The following is a 22,517-nucleotide window of genomic DNA, read 5'->3' as shown; positions in this document are numbered from 1 at the left end:
TCATCCCCGCGTCTGTCTCATTTGCGACGGGGGGTCGTTTTCGAGCAATCGCGGGTGTCGGGCTTACTGCGCCGCCGCGCGCTCAGCGGAGCGCAGGGCCGCATGGTCCAAAAGTGTCCGCAGGGCGTGGGCGAAAACGTCATCCGCAACCGTCATAGCAACGCGGATATGTCCCGTGGCTGAGGCGCCAAAGCTCTCTCCGGGCATCACGGCGATATGATGGCTCTCCAGCAGATCATAGGCAAACGCTTCGCCCGTCATCCCCGTCGCGCGCATGTCCAGCATCAGATACATCGCCCCCTGCGCGGGAACGAGACCGACGATATTCTGCCCTGCAAATATGTCCTGTGCCAATGCGCGGCGCCGCCGGAAAGGGGCTGCGACCTCTTCTTCAAAGGCATCGCCCTGCGCCAGCGCAAAGCAGCTTGCATCCTGAATGAAACCGGGCACGCCATAGGTCGTATGTGTCGCAAGGTTGGTCAGATGCGCAATCGCGTCTTGGGGCCCAATGATCCAGCCACAGCGCGACCCGGTCATCGCATGGGATTTCGACATCGACCCCACCACCAAGGTCCGCTCGGCCATGCCGGGCAGGGCGCGCGGGCTCAGATGCGCACCTTCCCAGACCTGCGTGTCATAGACCTCATCCGAAATCAGCCACATGTCTTCTGCGATGCAAAGGCTGGCGATGCCCTCCAGTGTGGCGCGCGAATAGACGACGCCTGTTGGATTGTTCGGCGTGTTGATCAACAGCGACCGCGCCTTGGCGGCGAAGGGCGCAATATCCTCAACACGCGGCTGGAACGCGTCTTCGGCGTGCGTGCCAATGACCTGCGGGATCGCCCCCGCACCGCGCAGTGTTCCGGGGTAGGTGGCATAATAAGGGTCAATATAAAGCGCGATGTCGCCGGGATCACAGACCGCCATATGGGCCGCAAACAGGGCCGCCTGACCGCCGGGTGTGATCAACACGTTGTCCCTTGTGGTGGCAACACCCGTGCGCGCCGCAACCCGGGCCGCCACCCTATCGCGCAGCGCATCTGTGCCGGGCACGGCGGCATATCCGGTGTGACCGCCAAGCGCTGTGCGGTGCATCTCCTGCAGAACGGGCGCTGCGGTGCGGATGTCATGCTCGCCAATGGTCAGCTCCGTGACCGCGACCCCTTGCGCAATCATCCGACGTGCCTTCAAGAATACGTCCCACCCGTCTGAGCCGCCGCCCGTGATGCCCGTGATACGCTCGGAGAGTTGCATGGCCGTTCCTCTGTCTGACTGTCCGCAGAGAGGTCAGAGGGCACCTGATTCGTCAATCACCCTTGACGCAAGGCCGCTGAACCGCGTAGGTCTGGCCTATGACCCAAATACCGCCCCTTTGCTGTATTATTTGCTGATCCCCACCTGCGGGCGCACTTAGGTCGTTTTCATCCCTGATCGAGATTGCTATGCCCGCGCCATCCCTGCGCAAGGACGCCTGTCATGACGATCAAGCTTTACAACACCAAGACCCGCCGCAAAGAGGACTTTGAGCCGATCAACAAAGACGACGTGCGCATGTATGTCTGCGGCCCCACGGTCTATGACCGCGCGCATCTGGGCAACGCGCGGCCCGTGATCGTCTTTGACGTGCTCTATCGGTTGCTGCGCCACACATATGGGCCGGACCACGTGACCTATGTGCGCAATTTCACGGATGTGGATGACAAGATCAACGCGCGCGCCGCCGAAAGCGGGCGTGCCATCGGCGAGATCACCGCCGAGACGACGCAGTGGTTTCTCGATGACATGGCGGCGGTCGGCGCGCTGGAACCCTCCATCAAGGACAGGGATCATCAACGCGCGATGCCCCGCGCGACGCAGTATATCGCGCAGATGGTCACGATGATCGAAGACCTGATCGCCAAGGGGCACGCCTATGCCGCCGAGGGCCATGTGCTCTTTGCGGTGGAGAGTTATTCGAAATATGGCGCGCTCTCGGGTCGCTCGATTGACGACATGATTGCAGGCGCGCGGGTCGAGGTCGCCCCCTACAAACGCAACCCCATGGATTTTGTGCTGTGGAAGCCCTCGGATGATGCGACACCGGGCTGGGCAGGGCCGGTCGTGGGAGGCAAGAGTATTGGCAGGGGCCGTCCGGGCTGGCACATCGAATGCTCCGCCATGGCGCATGATCTGCTGGGCGCAACGTTTGATATCCACGGCGGCGGCAACGACCTCATGTTCCCCCATCACGAAAACGAAATCGCCCAAAGCACCTGCGCAGGCCATGATTTCGCCAACGTCTGGATGCACAACGAGATGCTGCAGGTCGAAGGCAAGAAGATGTCCAAGTCCTTGGGCAATTTCTTCACCGTCCGCGATCTGCTCGACCAAGGCGTGCCGGGCGAAGTCATCCGTTTCGTGATGCTCAGCACCCACTACCGCAAACCGATGGACTGGACCGAGAAGAAGCGAAAAGAAGCAGAAAAAGCAGTTAGCGATATCCATTTGGTACTTTTGCGCGCTGGCTATTCGCCATCGATGGTTGCATTGCTGAAAAAAAACAATCGCTGGCAGCCAGCTAGTGAAGTCGTTAACTTCTTGCGTGATGATTTGAATACGCACGGTGCGTTACAAGCACTACGAAAACTCAATACTAATGGTACAGCTTTGCAAATAGCGGAGTTTGCGGCGAGTGCTGAGTTTCTTGGACTCGTATTTGATTGGGACAATTTAGGACTTCGAGCGGGACTCGGCGTTACGTTCGTGGGCGACCATCCTGACACCGATATGATCGCCAATATTTTGCTTGTTCGCCAAGAACATAAGCAAAGAAAACAGTTTGAGGAGGCAGACCGGATAAGAGCTTTGCTCGAGAAAGCAGGTGTTCAAGTCAACGATAACGCCGGTGGGTTATCCAGTTTTGAAATCACAAACGAGTACGACCCCGCCAAACTGGAAGCCCTCAAATGACCCGGTTCCCAACACAGGACAGCGCCCGAGCCTGGGGGGGCGTGAAGCGCCCTCCCGGGGGGAGGGTCGGGCGCTGTCCGGGCCGCAAGCGACCCGGACCGGTGCAGACCGCACCGGGGCCGTTCAAAACCGTCACGACACCGCCTGATGCGCCATGCCGTGACGGTTACCACAGTGTCACCCGACCGCGCGCCGCGCACCGACGTAATACCGACACGATACCGACGCCCTGCCGACGTGCCAAAACAGCGGAATTTCACCTATGACCCGTGAGCGCCTTTACCTCTATGACACCACCCTGCGCGACGGGCAGCAGACGCAGGGCGTGCAGTTTTCGACCGAGGAAAAACGCACCATCGCCGAAAGCCTCGACGCGCTGGGCGTGGATTATATCGAGGGCGGCTGGCCCGGTGCCAACCCCACCGACAGCGCGTTTTTCGACACCGCCCCCAAGACCCGCGCGACCATGACCGCCTTTGGCATGACCAAGCGCGCGGGCCTCTCGGCTGAAAACGACGACGTGCTCGCCGCCGTTTTGAACGCGGGCACATCCGCCGTCTGTCTGGTCGGCAAAACCCATGATTTCCACGTGCGCGCCGCCCTCGGGATTAGCCTTGAGGACAACCTCGATAACATTTCGAAATCCGTCAAACACCTTAAAAACATGGGCCGTGAGGCGCTGTTTGATGCCGAACACTACTTTGACGGCTACCGTGCCAACCCTGATTATGCGCTGCAGGCCGTGCGTGCGGCCTATGAGGCGGGCGCGCGCTGGGTGGTGCTGTGTGACACCAATGGCGGCACTATGCCCGAAGAGGTGCGCCGCATCACCACCGAGACAATTGCGGCGGGCATACCGGGCGACCACCTTGGCATTCACACCCATAACGACACCGAAAACGCCGTCGCCTGCAGCCTCGCCGCCGTGGATGCAGGCGCGCGGCAAATTCAGGGCACGCTGAACGGGCTGGGCGAACGCTGCGGCAACGCCAACCTGACCACGCTGATCCCGATCCTGCTGCTCAAGGAACCCTATGCCAGCACCTATGAAACGGGCATCACCCACGCGGCCCTCAAGACGCTGACCCGCACCAGCCGGATGCTCGATGAAATCCTCAACCGCGTGCCGTTTCGCCAGGCCGCTTTCGTGGGCTCTTCGGCTTTTGCGCATAAGGCCGGGCTGCATGCTTCCGCCATCCTCAAGGACCCTACGACCTACGAACACATCGACCCCGCAACCGTCGGAAACGCAAGGATAATTCCGATGTCCAACCAAGCGGGGCAATCCAATCTGCGCGAACGTTTGCAGGGGGCAGGGCTGGTGGTGAAAAAGGGCGATCCGGCCTTGGGTCTGATCCTAGATCGCATCAAGGATCGCGAGGCTTTGGGCTATTCCTATGACACCGCGCAGGCCAGTTTCGAACTGCTGGCGCGGGACGCTTTGGGCCAGATGCCCGCCTTTTTCGAGGTCAAACGCTACCGGGTGACGGTCGAGCGGCGCAAGAACAAATACAACCAGATGGTCAGTCTGTCCGAAGCAGTCGTGGTCGTCAAAGTCGGTGGCACCAAAAAGCTCTCCGTCTCTGAATCGATGGATGAAACGGGCAGCGATCGTGGCCCCGTCAACGCATTGGCCAAGGCACTGTCCAAGGACCTTGGCCCGTATCAGGCGATCATTGATGACATGCGCCTCGTTGATTTCAAAGTCAGAATCACGCAGGGCGGCACCGAGGCTGTCACCCGCGTGATCATCGACAGCGAAGATGGTGAGGGGCGGCGCTGGTCCACGGTCGGTGTTTCGGCAAACATAGTGGATGCATCGTTCGAGGCCTTGCTGGATGCGATCCGCTGGAAACTGACGCGCGATTGGAAAGCCACATGACGCAGGCCTATTGGGACGCGTTTTTCCAATTGCACCGCGGCCTGCCCCGCGAAGGACCGGGGGAGGCGCAGGAGGTTGCATGGGCGGCAGAGGTTGCAGGCGTGAAACCGGATGCCTTGATCTGCGACGCAGCCTGCGGCCCCGGCGCGGATATCCCGGCATTGCTTAAGGCCGCCCCGCGGGGACATGTCAGCGCACTCGATAAGGTGGACGCGTTTGTGCAGCAAGCGCAGGACAGCCACGGTGACGACCCCCGCACAACGATCTTTTGCGGCGATATGACCGCGCTGACCGGCCCGTTTGATTTCATCTGGTGCGCCGGTGCGGTTTACTTTCTGGGCGTGACCAAAGCGCTGGAGGCGTGGCGCACGGCCCTCGCTCCGGGCGGCGCAATTGCGTTTTCGCAGGTCTATTGGCGCACAGATACCCCGTCGCCAGCGGCGCAAGAGGGCTGGGCAGACTACCCCGAAATGACCGATGAGGCAGGTCTCAGGGCGCAGATTGATGCCGCAGGCTATGACTGCGTGGCAACACGGCATCTCTCTGACAAGGCTTGGGAAGACTACTATGGCCCCCTCGATCAGCGGATCAGTCAATTGCGACCCAACGCGTCAGGCGCGCTGACGGAAGTGCTGGACGAAGCAGAGGCCGAAGCGGCGCTGTGGCGCGCGGCAAGACATGAATTTGGCTACTTGCTGTCTGTGGTGCGCCCGCGATGAGCTTTGATGCGGATGTGACCGCCTGCGCCGCTATCGTGGAAAAGGCAGACCCGGACCGGTTCGCCGCCGTCATGGCAAGCCCGGTTGCGGCGCGCGCCGTCCTCTTTGTGCTTTATGCCTTCAACGTCGAGGTTTCGCGCGCCCCTTGGCTGACGCAAGAGACCATGATTGCCGAGATGCGCCTGCAATGGTGGCGCGATGTGCTTGAGGAAATCGGGCAGGGCGCGCAGGTCCGCCGCCATGAGGTCGTCACCCCGCTGAGCGGTTTTCTGTCAGAACCGGCAACGCAGGTGCTTGACCGGCTTGTCGCGGCCCGGCGCTGGGATATCTACAAGGATGCCTTTGAGGACGCTGCACATTTTGACAATTACCTCAACGAAACGGCTGCCGGTTTGATGTGGGTTGCGGCCTGCGCGCTCGACCCGGACCTGACCCCGCAGGGCGATGCGGAAGCCATGGTACGGGCCTGCGGTCGCGCCACGGGGCTTGCGCGGTTTTTGCAGGCCGTGCCCGCGTTGGAAGCGCACAGTCGCATTCCCTTGGTTGATGGCCGCGCGGAGGCAATCGCCGATCTTGCGCGCGCGGCACTCGATGCGCTGCCTGCACCAAAGCTGCTGAAACGCACCTTGGGGGATGCGGCGAAACCTGCCATCACCGAGGCGTTTGTTACCCGGAGCCTTCTGAAACAGGTGGTACAGGATCCGCGACGCGTGGCGGTTGGGGACCTGCAGGTTCACCCGATGCGGCGCGCAGCACTTTTATGGCGCTGGTCCTGATTTCGACCGATGCGCGCTCAGGCGGCTTGGGTTTTGGGGCGCATCATCAACCAGATCAGGGATGCGCCTGCCAAAGCGATAAAAGGCACCATCGCGATATTGACCGCCATCCAGCCTTCCTGTGGCGATCCGCCGGAACAGTTCATTAACCCACCCGAGGACAGCGACGCCAGCGTGACCCCGCCAAACAGGATCAGGTCATTCAGCCCCTGCATCCGTCCGCGCTCCTCCACGCTGTGCTCCTCAGAGAGCATCGTGGTTGCGCCGATAAAGCCGAAGTTCCAGCCCAACCCCAACAGGATGAGCGCGAAAAAGAAGTTCCCAAGTGCAACGCCAGCCAGTGCCACGCCACCGGCAACCGCCAGAATGAACAACCCGATCGCCATGATCCGCTGCGTGCCAAAACGCGCGATCAGATGTCCGGTAAAGAACGAGGGCACATACATCGCCAGCACATGCGCCGTGACCACATCGGCCGCATTGCCCGTCGTATACCCGCAGCCGACAACGGCCAGCGGGGTGGATGTCATCACAAGGTTCATCAGCGCATAGGTCACCGTGGCACAGATGACCGCCACAGCGATCCGCGGTGTGGTGATCAGCTCCCACCTTGTGCGGCCTGCCGGGCTGTCAGCGCGCGGGGCAGGGGGTGTGGGTATATCCAGCGCGAAAAACAGCAGCGATCCGACCACGTTCAACACGATGATCGCGCCATAGGTGCCCATAAACGGGATGACATAGGCGTCCGCTGTGACTTTGACCAACTGCGGCCCGATGATCGCTGCGGCCAACCCGCCCGCCATCACATAGGAAATCGCCTTGGGGCGGTATGCATCCGAGGCCGTATCCGCAGCCGCAAAGCGGTAAAACCCATGCGCGGACATGTAGATGCCCGTGATAAAGCTGCCCAGCAGGAAAATCGGAAAGGACGCGGTGTAAAGCCCATAGGCCCCGATGGCACCGCCCGCTGCACCCGCACAGGCCCCGACCATGAAACCGGCGCGCCGCCCATATCGTTGCATAATGCCGGAAATCGGCGTCGCAGCAACCATCGAGCCCAGCACGATCAGCGTAATCGGCAAGGTCGCAAAACAGACGTTGGAGGCAAGCGATTGCCCGGCCAGCCCACCGATGATGAACAGCATCGGCATTTGCGCGCCGAGCACAGCTTGCGCCAGTACCAGCACTATAACATTGCGCTTTGCGCGATTTTCCAACGTGGCTTCCATGGCCCTTGCGTACTGCTAAATCATTGCGTTGGGCAAGCCCCTTGCTCACCTGCGCCATAGTCGTAAAGTCGCAGCCATGAGGCATGAATCCACAACACTTGTCATGGCGGGCGCACGGGAAGCGCATGCTGTTGTCAACGGCCTTTTGGCCCGCGGGCGGCGGGTGGTCGCAAGCCTGCCGGAAGAAGAACGCATTTTCGATGCCTTGCGCGTGCCCACCAGACTGGGCCGGTTCCAAAGCGCGGACGCCTTATGGGGCTGGATGCAGGACCAGCGGGTAGGCACCGTTATTGACGCAAGCCACGCCTTTGATGATGACATAAGCAGCATGGCAAGCGAGGTCTGCGTCACACAAGGGATCAGATATCTGCGGCTGTTGCGCCCGCCCTGGCAAGCCACCCTGCGGGATCGCTGGATCTCTTTCCCCTCCGTTGAGGCGGCGGCCCCCTCTGTCCCGCCAACCGCGCGCGTCTTCAGCAACACAGGGTGGCTGAGCCTGCCCGCCTATGAGACGTTCAGCGGGCATCGGCTCTATATGCGCCAAACACATAGCGTTTCCGCACCGCCCCCTTTTGCCTTTGTGACTTTCGTGCCCGGCACCCCGCCGTTCTCTCAGTTTCAGGAGGAAAACCAGTTCGCTGAATTGCACATCACGCATCTGATCTGTCGTAACGTCGGGGGCGCGGCCAGCATGTCCAAACTGCTGGCGGCCCGCGCGCGCAGCCTGCCGGTTCTGATGATCGAACGGCCCGTTTGCCCCGCGCACGTAGCGCAGGTCGAGACCGTGGTCGAAGCGCTGGCCTGGGAGGCGGATCAGGGATGACTGGCCGAGTGATTGAAACAGACAGGGATGTGGCCGAGGGCGCCCTTTGGCTGTCAAAAGCTTGCCCGCGTCTGGCCTATGCGTTGGCGCAGACCGGCCCCTTGCCGCTGCGACGCCGCCCCGATGGGTTCGCGCAACTGCTGAGTGCGATTGTCAGCCAGCAGGTCAGCGTCGCCTCAGCACGGGCGATCTGGTCCAAACTGGAAGCGGCGGGGATGGTTGATCCGGCCACTGTGCAGGCCGCTCGCGAAGATGATCTGCGCGCGCTTGGTCTCAGCCGACAAAAGATCCGCTATGCCCATGCGCTGGCCGGTGCCGATATCAACTACGATGCTTTGCGCAGCTTGCCCGACAGTGACGTGATCAAGACGCTTGTGGCGGTGCCCGGCATCGGAAACTGGACGGCGGAAATCTATGCGATGTTCAGCCTTGGGCGCGCGGATGTTTTCGCGCCGGGCGATCTGGCCCTGCAGGAAGCGGCGCGCAGCCTTTATGCTCTTGAGGCGCGCCCCAAGGAACGCGCGCTGCGCGAGATGGCTGATGCATGGTCGCCATGGCGGTCGGTTGCAGCGCGGCTCTTGTTTGCGTACTACCGCGTGGTCAAGCAACGTGAAGGGATCACATGACACGGGTTTTAAACGCAGAACGTCGCGCCGCCGCCTCTGGCGAAACACGCTCAATCGTGGTCTTTTTGCACGGCTACGGGGCCAATGGTGCAGACCTTTTGGGGCTGGCCGATCCGCTGAGCGAACATCTGCCGGATACGCTCTTTGTGGCGCCGGATGCGCCCGAGGCCTGCGCGGGCGCGCCTTTCGGGTTTCAGTGGTTTCCGATTCCCTGGATTGATGGGTCCTCCGAGGAGGAATCAATGCGCGGGATGGCGCAGGCCGTCGAGGATCTGAACGCGTTTCTGGACGCGCTGATGGTAGACGAAGACGTGCTGCCCGAACAGGTCGTGCTGTTCGGCTTTTCGCAAGGGTCGATGATGGCGCTGCATGTGGCCCCGCGCAGAGAAGATGAAATTGCCGGTATCGTCGCCTTTTCCGGCCGCTTGCTGGCCCCTGAGACGCTCGCGGATGAGGCGCTGGTGCGCCCACCGGTGCTGCTGGTGCATGGCGATGCAGATGACGTCGTGCCGCCGCAGTCGCTGCCGCAAGCTGCCGAAGCCCTGCAGGAGGCCGGGTGGAAAGATGTTTTCGCCCATATTATGAAAGGCACAGGGCACGGTATCGCGCCGGATGGTCTGTCGGTGGCCTTGGCGTTCATGCGCGACAAACTGAACCTTTAAGCTTTCGTCTCGCTCCAGATGGCCATTTCGCTGCCGCCTGGTTCAATGAACTGAAATCGGCGTCCGCCGGGAAAGTCAAAGATGTCGGCGGTTATTTGAGCACCTGCCTTTTTGACGACCCCCAACATGCCTTCAAGGTCGTCGGTCTTAAGCACCGGTAGGGGCGCGCGCAAAGCACCCCGCTCAATGCCGCCGCCGATCCCGGCGCCCTGAATGTCGCGGTAATCATCGCCGTAGTCCACAAACTGCCACCCGAAGGCATCGGCGAAAAACGCCTGCGTCTTTTCCAGCTCGGGCGATGTGAATTCGATGTAGTCCAGTGTCACGCGCGCGTCGTTTTCCATCATAACCTGCCAATTGTGTATTTCCTGCCTGCGCAACCGTAAACAAAAGTGGGCTTTGAGCAAGATCATGCTCCGCAGCCATTGCCGAATATCGCATTCCGGACGTTGCAACGAGGCTTGTGGATAACTGTCATCTGCCTGTGACATAAGCATCGTAAGAAAACTGCGACATATTGTGGTGCAGGAAGGGCTTGTCAGACAAAAACCACGAGATATAGTCAGCCTATCGGTGGGACTGGCCTGCCGGACCGGACGCGGAACGGCAAAGGTGCAGTAGATTTATGGACGGCGATTTCAGAGTAGAATTCACACGTAACCCGGCGAGCCTCAAACACAGGCCAGCATTGGTGCTCAACGCGGATTACCGACCGCTCAGCTATTATCCTCTGTCGCTCTGGCCCTGGCAGGATGCTGTCAAAGCGGCGTGGCTGGATCGCGTCGACATCGTGGCTGAATACGACGACATCGTAAGATCGCCGAGTACCGAAATACGCATACCTTCCGTCGTGGTCCTCAAAGACTACGTGAAACCTCAAAAGCGCGTGGCCTTCACGCGCTTTAATTTATTTCTGAGGGATGAATTCAGGTGCCAATACTGCGGTGCGCGGGGCGACCTGACCTTTGACCACGTGGTGCCGCGTGCCTCCGGTGGGGTGACAAGCTGGCAGAATGTTGTCGCAGCCTGCAGCCCGTGCAACCTGAAAAAAGGGGCGAAACCGCTGCATCGCACGGGGCTGTCACTGCGCAAACCACCGCGCCAGCCCGGCGCCGAAGAATTACGCAACATGGGCCGCAAATTCCCGCCGAACCACTTGCATGAAAGCTGGATGGACTTTCTGTATTGGGATGCCGAACTGCAGGCCTGACCCGCTTTTGAAACTGCGAAGCAATAGATGTCGTGGGCTCCGCCGGGTGGGCAGGGCGATGCTGGTGGACGCGGGAACCCGTTCTCTGCATGATGGTTCTATAGCAAATGCAGTATGATTAAGGTGGGAGTATCTGATGTCTTTGATGAACACGGTCACGAAAATGGCCATCGGCTTTGCCGTCGCGAAAGGGATGGAAGCGGTGCAAAAGCAGGGTGGAATCGGATCCATGATGAAAAGCCTTGGCGGAGGTGGCGCGAATAACTCGGGCGGCTTGGGCGATCTGTTGGGTCAATTGGGGGGCGGCAGCGGTCTTGGTGGGGCATCGGGCGGCCTTGGGGACATTCTGGGTCAACTAACGGGCGGTGGTGGAGCATCGGCCGCTGGCGCTGCTGGTGGCCTAGGGGGCTTGGGGGGTCTGCTGGGCAGTCTGGCTGGCGCGCGCGGTGGTGATGCGGCTGGTGGCTTCGAAAGTCTGATCAATCAGGACAATCCCGCGACGGAGCCGGACGAAGAGGAGGTCGCGCGCCTGATGTTGCGGGCAATGACGCAGGCCGCCCGCGCAGATGGGGATATTGACGCCGACGAAAAAGCCAAGCTGCTGGACGCTCTGCAAGATGGTGATCCGTCTGACATGGAAGTGGTGCAGAAAATCCTCGCAGAACCGGTCAGCGCGCAGGCGCTCGCATCTGACACGCCGCGCGGGTTGGAAACTCAGGTTTATACGATGTCGCTCAACGCGATCAGCCCTGACAATCAGGCTGAGGGGCAATACCTTCATGCCCTCGCAGAAGGGTTAGGCATCACGCCTGATACGGCCAATAAAATCCATGACAGCCTTGGTGTGCCGCGGCTTTATACCTGATCAGGCGGCCAGATCGATCCAGACGGGAACGTGGTCAGAGGGCTTGTCCCGACCTCTTACGTCCTTGTCGATCTGGCAATCCACCAGCATGTCCGCCGCCTGCGGGCTAAGCAGCAGGTGGTCAATGCGGATACCATTGTTGCGGTTCCACGCCCCCGCCTGATAGTCCCAGAAGCTGTAGTGTCCGGGGCCCGCCGTCCGGGCGCGGAAGGCCTCCGTCAGGCCAAGGTTGATCAGTTTGCGAAACGCGGTCCGGCTTTCCAGCCGGAACAGCGCGTCATCGCGCCAGCTCTCCGGTTTGGCCGCATCCTCGGCTTGCGGAATGATATTGTAATCCCCCGCCATCACAAATGTGGTTTCATCGGCCAATAGCTCTTTGACGCGATCATATAGCCGCGCCATCCAGTCCAGTTTGTAATCGTACTTCGGTCCGGGTGCCGGGTTTCCGTTGGGCAGATACAACCCGCAGACCCGCACCGGCGCGGTGTCCCCCATGACGGTCGCCTCGATATAGCGCGCCTGCTCATCCGATTCATCGCCGGGCAGGCCCCTTGTGACATCTTCCAGCGGCAGTTTGGACAGGATCGCGACCCCGTTGAAACTTTTTTGACCGTGGGTTTCAAGGTTGTAGCCCATGTCCTCGAACACCGAGCGCGGGAAGGCCTCGTCCACGGACTTTATCTCCTGTAGCAGGGCGACGTCGGGCTGCGCTTCTTTCAACCATGCGGGCAGGGCATCGATGCGCGCTTTGATGCCGTTTATGTTGAACGTTGCGATTTTCATGGAGGCCCCCGCTTGCTACACGTTTCTGATATCCCTGAAGTGACGTCCCGGGGCAAGGGCGTTGTGCCGGTCCGCCCAATGACCTGCGCGTGTGATTCTCGTTAACCATTTTTCTGCAACAGGGCATGAATGGTTAATATCCACAGAGTTATCCTTTGTGGATAAATGTTTTTTTAACAAAGGTTACCGTCTGGGCACAGATTGTATCGATTAGAAATTCACATCAGCATCCCTGTGGATAACCAATGGTTAAGGCAATCTTAACGTGAATTTTTCTTTAAAACTCTCCCTAAAAGGGTGACCGTTTGGAGGTTATCGAAACTTTCAAATGGACGGGATATACCATGAAAACGCGTACCAAAATTTCCATTCACCAAGCCGCAGCTCTACCTCTGGAAACTGCTGATATCCACGGGGGTGACGCAACTGGGCTGTTCACCACATCAATGACATCTCAGCACGGTGACATGATGACGGGGGAGCAAACGGCGCTCTACACGACCTCGATGTCGCCCGAAGGCTCTGCGCTGGCAGGGGCACACACGGGCCTTTACACCACGAGCATGACGACTGGCAAAAATGCGCATTCCGGTGAAGCGACAGGCCTCTTCACCACAAGCATGTCGCCCAAAGTCTGACCCTCGGCGCGATGGCCTGCTGGCTTTCGGGCTGCGGGCCATCCGTGCACTCTCACATCAAAAACGGCTGTATCATGTCAAATGTCATCTCACTCGGCGTGCCGAAACGTCCCAACCTGGCGCAACGGCAATCAACGCTGTTAAGCAGTTTCGCACAGCATCGACGCAGCGCCGAAGATGTTTTCTGGCTTAAGGAAAATGCTGAGATACTCAACATTCTGACAAGCAGTGGCGCGCAACTGACCCCACATGCGCTGGACGTCTACGCTGCTTTTTACGACGGTCTCGAAGAACGCATGCGTTTTTTCCCGCAGTATTACAGGTTTCTTCTGTCGATGTGTCTTGATCTTGAGGACCTTGGCCTTGACGGCGACACGGGCAGAAGGCTGTGCGAAACGGTGCATGCCGCTGATCTGGTTGCCTGTGAGCTGTCCGATTTACAGCGCGCCGAAGCGCAATATCTTATGGCGCGTCGCGGCATGGGAGAGATGACGCCCACTCTGAGGGCACGATTGTTGGATTTCGCGTCTGAGCCACGCACGTTTTCTGTGCCGAACAAAAAAGCAGCTTATGAGCTGACCCATATTGTCTTTTATCTGACAAGCTACGGTGCCGCGCAGACGGAACTGCCGGAGGCCACTGTGACCAGCCTCGAATACGCCGGTCTTCTGGCATTTTTGGATCAGGATGTGGATCTGCTGGCAGAGATTTGCGTTGCATTGCGTTTTGCCGGCCAAAGCCCAAGCGAAATCTGGGAAGATTGGCTGGCGCATGAGATGGGATCGTTCACGCTGGTCCCGGCCCCTGAGGGATCAGTAAATGATGCCTACCATGAATATCTGGTGACCAGCTGGTGGGCCGGTATCGCAGGCATGACAGGTTTTTCCGGACGCCCCCCACAGGGAAATGTTGAAATTTTCAGGCATCGCGCAGGGCCGGGGCCGCTGCGGGCGATATCGTCGCTGTTATATCAGCTTGGACCTGCACGCAGTGGGGACTGGGGGCATATGCGGTCCATTTTCGCGCGCTCCCTCGCACACGACCAGAATGCAATTCTGGAAGGCGCCGCACAATCGTCAGCGCATTTCGATCGTTTCTTTGAACGGTTTTCGAGGTCGAATTAGGTTTCAATCCAACCGCTTGCGGGCTTGACTTAAAGCTACATCGAAAAGGATGTACCACACCCGCATGAGCTGGAGGCATTCGGGTTGTTGATCACAAACCGCGCCCCGATAAGCTCTTCGGTAAAATCGATCACGGCATCTGCGAGAAACGGCAGGGACACCGCGTCGATCACCACTTTTTGCCCGACACCCTCCAGAACAAGGTCATCATCTTTGGGCTCGTCCAGATCGATTTCGTATTGAAACCCTGAACATCCCCCGCCCTCAACGGCGACGCGCAGGGCCTTGCCATCATCAGATGCACCGATCTCTGCGAGCCTCTCGAAAGCGCGCGGGGTGACTTTGGGTGGAAGTTGCATGGCAGTGCTCCGTCAAACGGGTTTATTAATCTGTTAGGATCAATATATAACTTCTGATGACAGGCGACAAGGACCGGCGACATGACAGCACCCTATGCTTCCGATCCGCAGCGCGCCCGAGGGCGCCGCGTGCAGGAGGAGGAGAGCACGTTCCGCTCGTCTTTTCAGCGAGACCGCGACAGAATTATTCACGCAAGTGCGTTTCGACGGCTCAAACACAAGACGCAAGTGTTCATCGAGCATGAGGGCGATTATTACCGCACGCGGCTCACACATTCCATAGAGGTGGCACAGGTTGCACGCACTATCGCGGGGGCGCTGAACCTCAATCAGGAGCTGACCGAGGCTGTCGCCCTGGCCCATGATCTGGGCCACACACCGTTTGGCCACACGGGCGAGGATGCGCTGTCCGACATGATGGCGCCTTTTGGCGGCTTTGATCACAACGCGCAGGCGATCCGCATCGTGACGCATCTGGAACGGCATTATGCCGATTTCGACGGGCTGAACCTGACGTGGGAAACCCTTGAGGGGCTGGCCAAGCACAACGGCCCTGTGACAGGCGACATTCCATGGGCGCTGAAGGCCTATAACGACACGCATGACCTTGAACTCGGCACATTCGCAAGCGCCGAGGCGCAGGTCGCAGCCATCGCGGATGATGTGGCCTATAATCACCACGATTTGCATGATGGTTTGCGCGCAGAGCTTTTTTCGACCGATGAATTGGCCGAATTACCCATTCTGAACATGTGCTTTGCCGAGGTGGATCGGCTCTATCCCGGTCTGAACTATTACCGGCGACGGCATGAAGCGTTGCGGCGGTTCTTTGGCGTTCTGGTCGAAGATGTCATCCAACTTGCGCAGGCGCGGCTCATGACGCTGCAACCCAAATCCGTTAGCGATATCCGGTCTGCTGATCGTGCGATCATCCGGTTTTCAGACGACGTTTTTGACGATTTGAAAGTCATCCGCAGCTTTCTGTTTGATCGCATGTACCGTGCGCCCAGCGTGGTTGTGATGCGGGCCAAGGTGACGCGGGTTGTCGAAGAGCTTTTCCCCTATTTCATGGCGCACCCGGACCAATTACCCAAACAATGGCGCAAGGATGTCGAAGCCATAAATTCTGAAACCGAACTGGCGCGGATCGTGTCCGACTATATATCCGGCATGACGGATCGTTTTGCCCTGCAAGAACATGCGCGTTTGTTGTCGGGAACCCCGCAGGCGGAAATGGCATCTTGAGCAGGCTGCAAGTGCGACATGTTACCCAAACTCCAGGAGGTGTTGTTGACAACACCGCTTGATGGCCGCTTTTGACCGGTTTGTCGCTCAGCCGTGATTGTCTTTCTGCGGTAAACTGCCGAGGGGTTTCCTCCTGATACGCTGGGCAAAGGTTGACCCGGCTTTCGGGCGTGATACACCGCGCATATGCTCTGAGATAGGACCGCTTGATGAACCTTTTTGCCGAAATGCGCGCGCTTGTGCTTGCCTGTCTGGACCAGATGGTCACCGCCGGGCATTTGCCTGCTGACCTGAACATGGCCAACGTGACGGTTGAACCGCCGCGCGATGCGTCGCATGGCGATATGGCGACCAATGCAGCGATGGTATTGGCCAAGCCTGCGGGCAAAAAACCACGTGAGATCGCAGAGGCTTTGGCGGCCTGTCTTGTCGCTGATCCGCGGATTACATCGGCCGAGGTGGCGGGGCCGGGTTTTTTGAACCTGCGGATTGCGCCTGACGCATGGCGCGCGGTTTTGCTCTCGGTGCTCGGCGCGGGTACGGATTTCGGGCGCGCGACCCTTGGTGCGGGTCAGAAGGTGAATGTCGAATATGTGTCGGCCAATCCGACAGGTCCTTTGCATGTTGGCCATACCCGAGGTGCGGTTTTCGGGGATGCACTGGCGTCTTTGCTCGATTACGCAGGCTTTGATGTGACGCGCGAATACTACATCAACGATGGCGGTGCGCAGGTCGATGTGCTCGCCCGGTCAGTATATTTGCGCTATCTGGAAGCGCATGGGCAGGAGGTGGCCTTCCCCGATGGTACCTATCCCGGCGATTATCTGATCCCGGTGGGTCAACAGCTGAAAGATCTCAAAGGCGACAGCTATGTGGGCCAGCCCGAAGAGGCATGGCTGCAGGACATTCGCACATTCGCCACCGATGCGATGATGGACTTGATCCGGGCTGATCTGAAATCGCTCGGTGTCGAGATGGACGTGTTCTATTCGGAAAAATCGCTCTATGGCACCGGACGGATCGAAGCCGCGATTGAGGACCTCAAAAGCAAGGGGTTGATCTATGACGGTGTGCTGGAGCCGCCGAAAGGCAAAAAGCCCGAAGACTGGGAGCCGCGTGAGCAAACACTGTTCAAATCGACTGAACATGGTGATGACGTCGACCGCCCGGTGATGAAATCCGACGGCAGCTGGACCTATTTCGCGCCCGATATCGCCTATCACTACGATAAGGTCAGCCGGGGGTATGACGCCTTGATCGACGTCTTTGGCGCAGACCACGGCGGCTATGTCAAACGGATGAAGGCGGCGGTCTCCGCGCTGTCGGACGGCAAGGTGCCGCTCGATATCAAACTGACGCAGCTGGTGAAGCTGTTCAAGAACGGTGAGCCTTTCAAGATGTCCAAGCGGGCAGGGACCTTTGTGACTCTGCGCGATGTGGTCGATCAGGTCGGCCCGGATGTGGCACGCTTTGTCATGCTGACGCGCAAGAACGACGCCATGCTTGATTTCGATTTCGACAAAGTGATGGAGCAAAGCCGCGAAAACCCGGTGTTTTACGTGCAATACGCCCATGCGAGGGTCGCGTCAGTCATGCGCAAGGCCGAAGCGGCAGGCATTGCCGTCGACATGGACACGCTGAAGGCTGCGGATTTGTCGCTGCTGGATCATGAGGCCGAACTGGGCCTGATTGCCAAACTGTCCGAGTGGCCGCGTCTGGTTGAAACAGCGGCGCGCAGCAACGAGCCGCACCGCGTTGCCTTCTATCTCTATGAACTATCGGGCGTGTTTCACGCGTTGTGGAACCGGGGTAATGATGTGCCGGAATTACGTTTCGTGCAGGATGATCCAAAAGTCACACAAGCGAAAATTGCCCTCGCACGTGCCTGCAGCGTTGTAATTGCGGCCGGTCTTGGTATTCTCGGCGTCACACCGGCACAGGAAATGCGTTGATATAAAACGCGACCTGTGCCTGAGCAGTAATTCGTAAGACAGACTTTTGGGGCAACGTATCCCAAAGGCGGTGAGGCACAAATGGCGGATTTTGAACGCACCCATTATCGGGGCGACTATGGTCATGGTACGCAGGGGCAGGGCCCCGAAGGCGCACAATCGGTTTCAATTGCTACGCTCACTAATATGGCGGGCGCGGTTGTTTCAATTGCGTTGATCGCGGGTATCGGTGTCTGGGGCTACAAGCTCATGGTGCGCGATGTCAGTGGCATCCCTGTCGTGCGCGCGGCAGAGGGTGAGATGCGCGTGCGCCCGGAAGACCCGGGGGGGCAACTGGCCCGCCATCAGGGTCTGGCGGTGAATGAAATTGCCGCACGCGGTTCTGCGTCAGGACCGGTTGATCGCGTGGTGCTTGCACCGCCGGCAACACAGCTGGCTGATGAAGATCAACCCATTGCCGCAAAAAGAGAAGAACCCGTCATACAGCCAAAACCGCTCGCGCCGGCGCATGAATCGCTGATCACGACAGAGGCTGGCGTTGCCCCCACGACCGATCGCGCGCAACAAAGCGCTATTGACGCGGTTGTGGCAGAATTGGCAGGGGATGGCGCGCAAATAGCGGCAACGTCCGATCTGACGCCACACCCTGCTGTGCTGCTCACACAGGTCATAGATGCCCCCGGAGCGCGGGCGTCTCTGCGCCCCCGTATTCGTCCGGCTGACATTCAACAAACCGTGCAGCGCGTTGCCTACACCCCTGAGCAAAGCGTTGAGGTCGCCGCTGCGGATATTCCCTCCGGAACACGCCTTGCCCAGCTTGGTGCCTTTGACAGCCCCGAGGTGGCGCGCGCGGAATGGACACGCATTCAGGCCAAATTCGGCCAGATGATCGACGGCAAATCGCGGGTTGTACAAGAAGTGCAATCGGGGGGGCGTACTTTTTACCGGTTGCGCGCCATGGGGTTTGTGAGCCTCAGCGATACGCGGCGCTTTTGCTCTGCCATCAAGGCGGAGGGCGTCGATTGCATCCCGGTGCAGGTCAAATAGAGCGTGGCACGGTTCGGGGCCACTATCCTTGATGCCGAAGGGCTTCGTCTGACGGCGGATGAAAAGGCGTTCTTCAGGGCCGCCAACCCCTATGGGTTCATCCTGTTTGCCCGCAACATCGACTCCCCGGATCAGGTGCGCGCCCTGTGCACGGAAATGCGGGATTGTGTCGGGCGTGATGCGCCCATCACCATTGATCAGGAAGGCGGGCGCGTTCAACGGTTGCGTGGCCCGGTCTGGACAGAATGGCTGCCTCCGCTGGATTTCGTGGCCAAGGCCGGCCCGCGCGCCAAAGAGGCGATGTATCTGCGTTTTCGCCTGATCGCGGCTGAGTTGCATGATCTCGGCATCGACTGCAATTGCGCACCGATGGTGGATATCGCGAGCGCCGATACCCATGATTTCCTGCGCAACCGATGTTATGGCACGGACGCGAATAGCGTGGCGATGCTGGGGCGCGCGGCGGCTGAAGGGATGCTGGCGGGCGGGGTCATCCCGGTCCTCAAACACATCCCCGGACACGGGCGTGCGACCTTGGACAGTCACTACGATTTGCCAAATGTCACAGCATCGGCGGCTGATTTGCGCGCTCAGGATTTTGCCCCGTTCAAAGCGTTGAACGACCTGCCCATGGGGATGACCGCGCATCTTGTCTATGAGGCGCTGGACAGCGCGCCCGCAACGCTCTCGCCAAAGGTGATGAAGCTCATCCGCGAGGACATCGGGTTTGACAACCTGATCATGACCGATGACATCTCGATGAAGGCGCTGTCGGGCAGTCTGACCCAGATCGCGCAGTCCGCCCTTGTGGCAGGATGTGATGTGGTCTTGCATTGCAACGGATCGCTTGCCGACCGCCATGAAGTGGCCGAGGCTGCGGGCGAAATGAGTTTTGCTGCGCAGACCCGCGCATTACGCGCCCTGAATGTGCGGATCGCCCCTGATGATATTGACATTCCGGCCGCGCAGGCTCAGCTTGAGGCGCTGTTGAATAAGGCGTGAAAGTCGATATCGGGCATGGCTGAAATTCCCTTCGAAGAGGACAAGCTGTCTGTTGCCGATCGCATGGCCGCCGAAGCACTCATCGTGGATGTAGAAGGTTTTGAGGGTCCACTGGACGTTTTGTTGACGCTGAGCCGGACGCAAAAAGTAGACCTGCGCAAAATTTCCGTCCTTGCACTGGCCAAACAATATCTGACTTTTGTGGAACGCGCCAAGGCGCTGCGCCTTGAACTGGCAGCGGATTATCTGGTGATGGCCGCATGGCTTGCCTTTCTCAAGTCTCGCCTGCTTTTGCCCCCTGACCCGACCGAAGAGGGGCCAAGCGGCGAAGAGCTTGCAGCGCATCTTGCCTTCCAGCTTGAGCGGTTGCAGGCGATGCGTGATGCCGCCGCACGGTTGATGGGGCGCGACCGGCTTGGGCGTGATTTCTTTGCGCGCGGCCAGACCCACGAGGTCACCCGCACCCGCAACATCCAATATACCGCCACATTGCTGGACCTGATGCAGGGCTATGCCCGTATTCGGACGCGTGATGAATTTCGCCCGTTTGTCATGGACCGCGATGCTGTCTTCACGATGGAGCAGGCGTTGGAACGCATGCGCGGTCTGATGGGCTATGCGGGCGACTGGACGGATATCTCAAGCTATCTGCCCGAAGGGTGGGAACTCGACCCGGTGCGCCGCAGGTCCGCGACTGCCGCGACCTTTGCGGCATCCCTTGAGCTTGTGAAAGAGGGTCACCTTGAGATACGTCAATCCGACACATTCGCACCGATCGAACTGCGCAAAAGGGACAGACCTCAGTGAGTGACGACACCACCCCCACAGCGTCCGACGAAAACGAACAAAGCCTGTTCGAGGCCCCGCCCATGGGCGAGCAGGAACGTATGGTCGAAGCGATCCTCTTTGCATCAGCAGAGCCTGTATCTGTCAAGGAACTTGCCGCGCGCATGCCGCATGGGTCCGACCCGGCCGAAGCGTTGGTCTATCTGCGCAAGAGATACGAGGGCAGGGGTGTCAGACTGTGCCATATCGGCGATGCATGGGCGATGCGGACCGCACCCGATTTGGGCTTTCTGATGCAGCGCGAAACCATCGAGACGCGCAAACTCAGCCGCGCCGCTGTTGAGACGCTGGCGATCATCGCCTACCACCAACCCGTCACACGCGCGGAGATCGAAGAAATCCGCGGCGTGTCGGTGTCGCGCGGCACGGTGGATCAACTGCTTGAAATGGAATGGATCCGCTTTGGGCGTCGGAAAATGACACCGGGTCGCCCTGTGACATTCGTCGTGACGGCTGAATTTCTGGATCACTTTGGTCTTGAGAACGCGCGCGATCTGCCGGGGTTGAAGGAACTGCGCGCTGCAGGGTTGCTTGAAAACCGACCGCCGCCCGGAGCCATCAGCCTCAACTCCGAGGAAGACGAGCCGGACGAGAGCGCAGAAGGGCAAAGCGAGCTGTTTGAGGATTAAACCACGACGTGACACAACCACGGTGTCAGAGGTCGCGCGGGGTGACGCTAAGGCGTCTTAAAGTGTTTCGACAGCTTCAGACCTTGCCCCTGATAGTTCGAGGCGATGCCCGCCCCATAAAGCTGCGTTGGGGCCTCTTCCATGCGCTCATAAACAAGGCGGCCAACCACCTGACCATGTTCAAGCACGAAGGGCGCTTCGTGACAGCGCACCTCCAGAACCCCGCGCGATCCCGCCCCGCCTGCCGGTGCAAAGCCGAAACCGGGGTCGAAAAAGCCGGCGTAATGCACCCGGAATTCACCCACCATTGCCAGATAGGGGGCCATTTCAGCGGCGTAATTAGGAGGAATCGTTACGGCTTCGCGGCTGACGAGAATATAGAACGCGCCCGGGTCGAGAATGATCTGACCGTTCTGCGTATGGACTTCCTCCCAATACTCAGATGCGTCGTATCGGTTGATCTGTTCCAGATCGATGACGCCCGTATGCGGTTTCGCCCGATAGCCGACCAGCGTGGTATCCTTCAGCTTCAGGTCAACAGAAAACCCCAACCCTTCGTCGATGACCGCATCGCCGTTCACGAGCGGAATTTCCTGATGCAGGCTTTTCAGCGCGGCGTCATCCAGAACCGCATGTCCGGCGCGAAAACGGATTTGGTTCAGCCGCATACCGGGCCGGACCAGAACGGAAAACGAGCGCGGGCAGATCTCTGCATAAAGCGGGCCGTGATACCCCGGCGCGATCCGGTCAAACTCGGTGCCCCCGTCGGTGATCGTGCGGGTCAACAGGTCAAGACGCCCGGTGGAGCTTTTAGCGTTTGCCACGGCCTGCACGTCGCCGGGCAGGGCGAGAGACTCCATCAAAGGCACGACATAAACGCATCCCTTTTCGAGAACGGCGCCTTGCGAGAGGTCGACGCGGTGCATCTCAAACTCGCGCAAACGATCCATGACCCGCGCGCCGTGACCGGCCAGAAAAGAGGCGCGCACCCGAAAGGCGACGCTGCCAAGGCGCAGGTCCAGACTTGCAGGCTGGATTTGTCCCTCAACGAGGTTGCGCGTTGCAGCGATCTGGTTTTCCGCGACCATCCGTTCGATGGCTTGGTTTGGCAGCACGCCGCTCATATATCCGCTCCCGAAAGCACAAAGGCC

Annotated in this window: 23 protein-coding genes; 17 read left to right on the top strand and 6 right to left on the bottom strand. The window is 59.5% G+C overall.

The window, feature by feature from the left end; all coding sequences use genetic code 11:
* Positions 1-63 precede the first annotated feature (63 nt).
* Complete coding sequence (locus tag RLO149_RS11695; protein WP_013962302.1) at positions 64-1,254, bottom strand: pyridoxal phosphate-dependent aminotransferase; 1,191 nt, start codon at positions 1,252-1,254, stop codon at positions 64-66.
* Between the two features lie 222 nt (positions 1,255-1,476).
* Between RLO149_RS11695 and cysS the strand changes: the two genes are divergently transcribed.
* The 4 genes from cysS to RLO149_RS11675 all read left to right on the top strand — a co-directional run bounded on the left by cysS (position 1,477) and on the right by RLO149_RS11675 (position 6,326).
* Positions 1,477-2,949: a cysteine--tRNA ligase gene (gene cysS / locus RLO149_RS11690; protein ID WP_013962301.1), complete on the top strand. Its 1,473-nt coding sequence runs from the start codon at positions 1,477-1,479 to the stop codon at positions 2,947-2,949.
* A 262-nt stretch (positions 2,950-3,211) separates the two neighbouring features.
* Complete coding sequence (gene cimA, locus RLO149_RS11685) at positions 3,212-4,831, top strand: citramalate synthase (protein ID WP_013962300.1); 1,620 nt, start codon at positions 3,212-3,214, stop codon at positions 4,829-4,831.
* Positions 4,828-5,550: a class I SAM-dependent methyltransferase gene (locus RLO149_RS11680; protein WP_013962299.1), complete on the top strand. Its 723-nt coding sequence runs from the start codon at positions 4,828-4,830 to the stop codon at positions 5,548-5,550. Before cimA ends, RLO149_RS11680 begins: the two co-directional genes overlap by 4 nt.
* On the top strand, positions 5,547-6,326 hold the full coding sequence (locus RLO149_RS11675; RefSeq protein WP_013962298.1) for a squalene/phytoene synthase family protein: 780 nt from the start codon (positions 5,547-5,549) through the stop codon (positions 6,324-6,326). The genes RLO149_RS11680 and RLO149_RS11675 overlap by 4 nt, the downstream gene beginning before the upstream one ends.
* A 17-nt stretch (positions 6,327-6,343) precedes the next feature.
* On the opposite strand, the gene RLO149_RS11670 is transcribed toward RLO149_RS11675, so the two are convergent.
* Positions 6,344-7,555: an MFS transporter gene (locus RLO149_RS11670; protein WP_013962297.1), complete on the bottom strand. Its 1,212-nt coding sequence runs from the start codon at positions 7,553-7,555 to the stop codon at positions 6,344-6,346.
* 76 nt (positions 7,556-7,631) lie between these two features.
* On the opposite strand from RLO149_RS11670, the gene RLO149_RS11665 reads away from it, so the two are divergent.
* From RLO149_RS11665 to RLO149_RS11655, 3 genes are read left to right on the top strand one after another with little or no spacing between them, the layout of a single operon-like run.
* Entirely contained in the window at positions 7,632-8,378 is a 747-nt protein-coding gene (locus RLO149_RS11665) for a precorrin-6A/cobalt-precorrin-6A reductase (protein WP_013962296.1), read from the top strand.
* Positions 8,375-9,004 (top strand): DNA-3-methyladenine glycosylase family protein, encoded by a 630-nt coding sequence (locus tag RLO149_RS11660; protein ID WP_044025323.1) that lies wholly within the window; start codon positions 8,375-8,377, stop codon positions 9,002-9,004. The genes RLO149_RS11665 and RLO149_RS11660 overlap by 4 nt, the downstream gene beginning before the upstream one ends.
* Complete coding sequence (locus RLO149_RS11655) at positions 9,001-9,666, top strand: alpha/beta hydrolase (RefSeq protein WP_013962294.1); 666 nt, start codon at positions 9,001-9,003, stop codon at positions 9,664-9,666. The genes RLO149_RS11660 and RLO149_RS11655 overlap by 4 nt, the downstream gene beginning before the upstream one ends.
* On the opposite strand, the gene RLO149_RS11650 is transcribed toward RLO149_RS11655, so the two are convergent.
* Positions 9,663-10,010: a VOC family protein gene (locus RLO149_RS11650; RefSeq protein ID WP_013962293.1), complete on the bottom strand. Its 348-nt coding sequence runs from the start codon at positions 10,008-10,010 to the stop codon at positions 9,663-9,665. The genes RLO149_RS11655 and RLO149_RS11650 overlap by 4 nt on opposite strands.
* A gap of 281 nt (positions 10,011-10,291) precedes the next feature.
* Here RLO149_RS11650 and RLO149_RS11645 point away from each other — a divergent pair, with 281 nt between their 5' ends.
* Both RLO149_RS11645 and RLO149_RS11640 read left to right on the top strand, forming a co-directional pair.
* Entirely contained in the window at positions 10,292-10,876 is a 585-nt protein-coding gene (locus tag RLO149_RS11645) for an HNH endonuclease (protein WP_013962292.1), read from the top strand.
* 136 nt (positions 10,877-11,012) lie between these two features.
* Entirely contained in the window at positions 11,013-11,741 is a 729-nt protein-coding gene (locus RLO149_RS11640) for a DUF533 domain-containing protein (RefSeq protein WP_013962291.1), read from the top strand.
* Here RLO149_RS11640 and xth read toward each other — a convergent pair whose 3' ends face one another.
* The gene (xth, locus tag RLO149_RS11635; RefSeq protein ID WP_013962290.1) at positions 11,742-12,524 is read right to left on the bottom strand and encodes an exodeoxyribonuclease III; all 783 of its coding nucleotides are present in this window, start codon (positions 12,522-12,524) and stop codon (positions 11,742-11,744) included. It abuts the gene before it with no gap.
* Between the two features lie 344 nt (positions 12,525-12,868).
* Between xth and RLO149_RS11630 the strand changes: the two genes are divergently transcribed.
* Together RLO149_RS11630 and RLO149_RS11625 are read left to right on the top strand one after the other, a co-directional pair.
* Entirely contained in the window at positions 12,869-13,162 is a 294-nt protein-coding gene (locus RLO149_RS11630; protein ID WP_013962289.1) for a DUF6749 family protein, read from the top strand.
* A gap of 74 nt (positions 13,163-13,236) precedes the next feature.
* Positions 13,237-14,286, top strand: coding sequence for a DUF6902 family protein (locus RLO149_RS11625; RefSeq protein ID WP_044025322.1), 1,050 nt, complete (start codon positions 13,237-13,239; stop codon positions 14,284-14,286).
* A 35-nt stretch (positions 14,287-14,321) separates the two neighbouring features.
* Here the strand turns inward: RLO149_RS11625 and RLO149_RS11620 are convergent, their stop codons facing one another.
* Positions 14,322-14,645: a HesB/IscA family protein gene (locus RLO149_RS11620; protein ID WP_013962287.1), complete on the bottom strand. Its 324-nt coding sequence runs from the start codon at positions 14,643-14,645 to the stop codon at positions 14,322-14,324.
* Positions 14,646-14,726: 81 nt separating this feature from the next.
* Here RLO149_RS11620 and RLO149_RS11615 point away from each other — a divergent pair, with 81 nt between their 5' ends.
* From RLO149_RS11615 to scpB, 6 genes are all read left to right on the top strand, one after another.
* Positions 14,727-15,890, top strand: coding sequence for a deoxyguanosinetriphosphate triphosphohydrolase (locus tag RLO149_RS11615; RefSeq protein ID WP_013962286.1), 1,164 nt, complete (start codon positions 14,727-14,729; stop codon positions 15,888-15,890).
* A 209-nt stretch (positions 15,891-16,099) separates the two neighbouring features.
* Positions 16,100-17,842: an arginine--tRNA ligase gene (argS, locus tag RLO149_RS11610; RefSeq protein WP_013962285.1), complete on the top strand. Its 1,743-nt coding sequence runs from the start codon at positions 16,100-16,102 to the stop codon at positions 17,840-17,842.
* 81 nt (positions 17,843-17,923) lie between these two features.
* Entirely contained in the window at positions 17,924-18,889 is a 966-nt protein-coding gene (locus tag RLO149_RS11605; protein WP_013962284.1) for an SPOR domain-containing protein, read from the top strand.
* A gap of 3 nt (positions 18,890-18,892) precedes the next feature.
* Entirely contained in the window at positions 18,893-19,891 is a 999-nt protein-coding gene (gene nagZ, locus RLO149_RS11600; RefSeq protein ID WP_013962283.1) for a beta-N-acetylhexosaminidase, read from the top strand.
* A 15-nt stretch (positions 19,892-19,906) separates the two neighbouring features.
* Positions 19,907-20,698, top strand: coding sequence for a segregation and condensation protein A (locus RLO149_RS11595; protein ID WP_013962282.1), 792 nt, complete (start codon positions 19,907-19,909; stop codon positions 20,696-20,698).
* A 62-nt stretch (positions 20,699-20,760) separates the two neighbouring features.
* Positions 20,761-21,366, top strand: coding sequence for an SMC-Scp complex subunit ScpB (gene scpB, locus RLO149_RS11590; RefSeq protein WP_148264474.1), 606 nt, complete (start codon positions 20,761-20,763; stop codon positions 21,364-21,366).
* Between the two features lie 47 nt (positions 21,367-21,413).
* Here scpB and RLO149_RS11585 read toward each other — a convergent pair whose 3' ends face one another.
* Positions 21,414-22,490 carry a 2'-deoxycytidine 5'-triphosphate deaminase gene (locus RLO149_RS11585; RefSeq protein WP_013962280.1) on the bottom strand — a complete coding sequence of 359 codons (1,077 nt, stop codon included), beginning with the start codon at positions 22,488-22,490 and terminating at the stop codon, positions 21,414-21,416.
* Positions 22,491-22,517 lie beyond the last annotated feature (27 nt).

The organism is Roseobacter litoralis Och 149 (assembly GCF_000154785.2).
GTDB lineage: Bacteria > Pseudomonadota > Alphaproteobacteria > Rhodobacterales > Rhodobacteraceae > Roseobacter > Roseobacter litoralis.
This window is presented reverse-complemented; position numbering and strand designations above follow the sequence as displayed.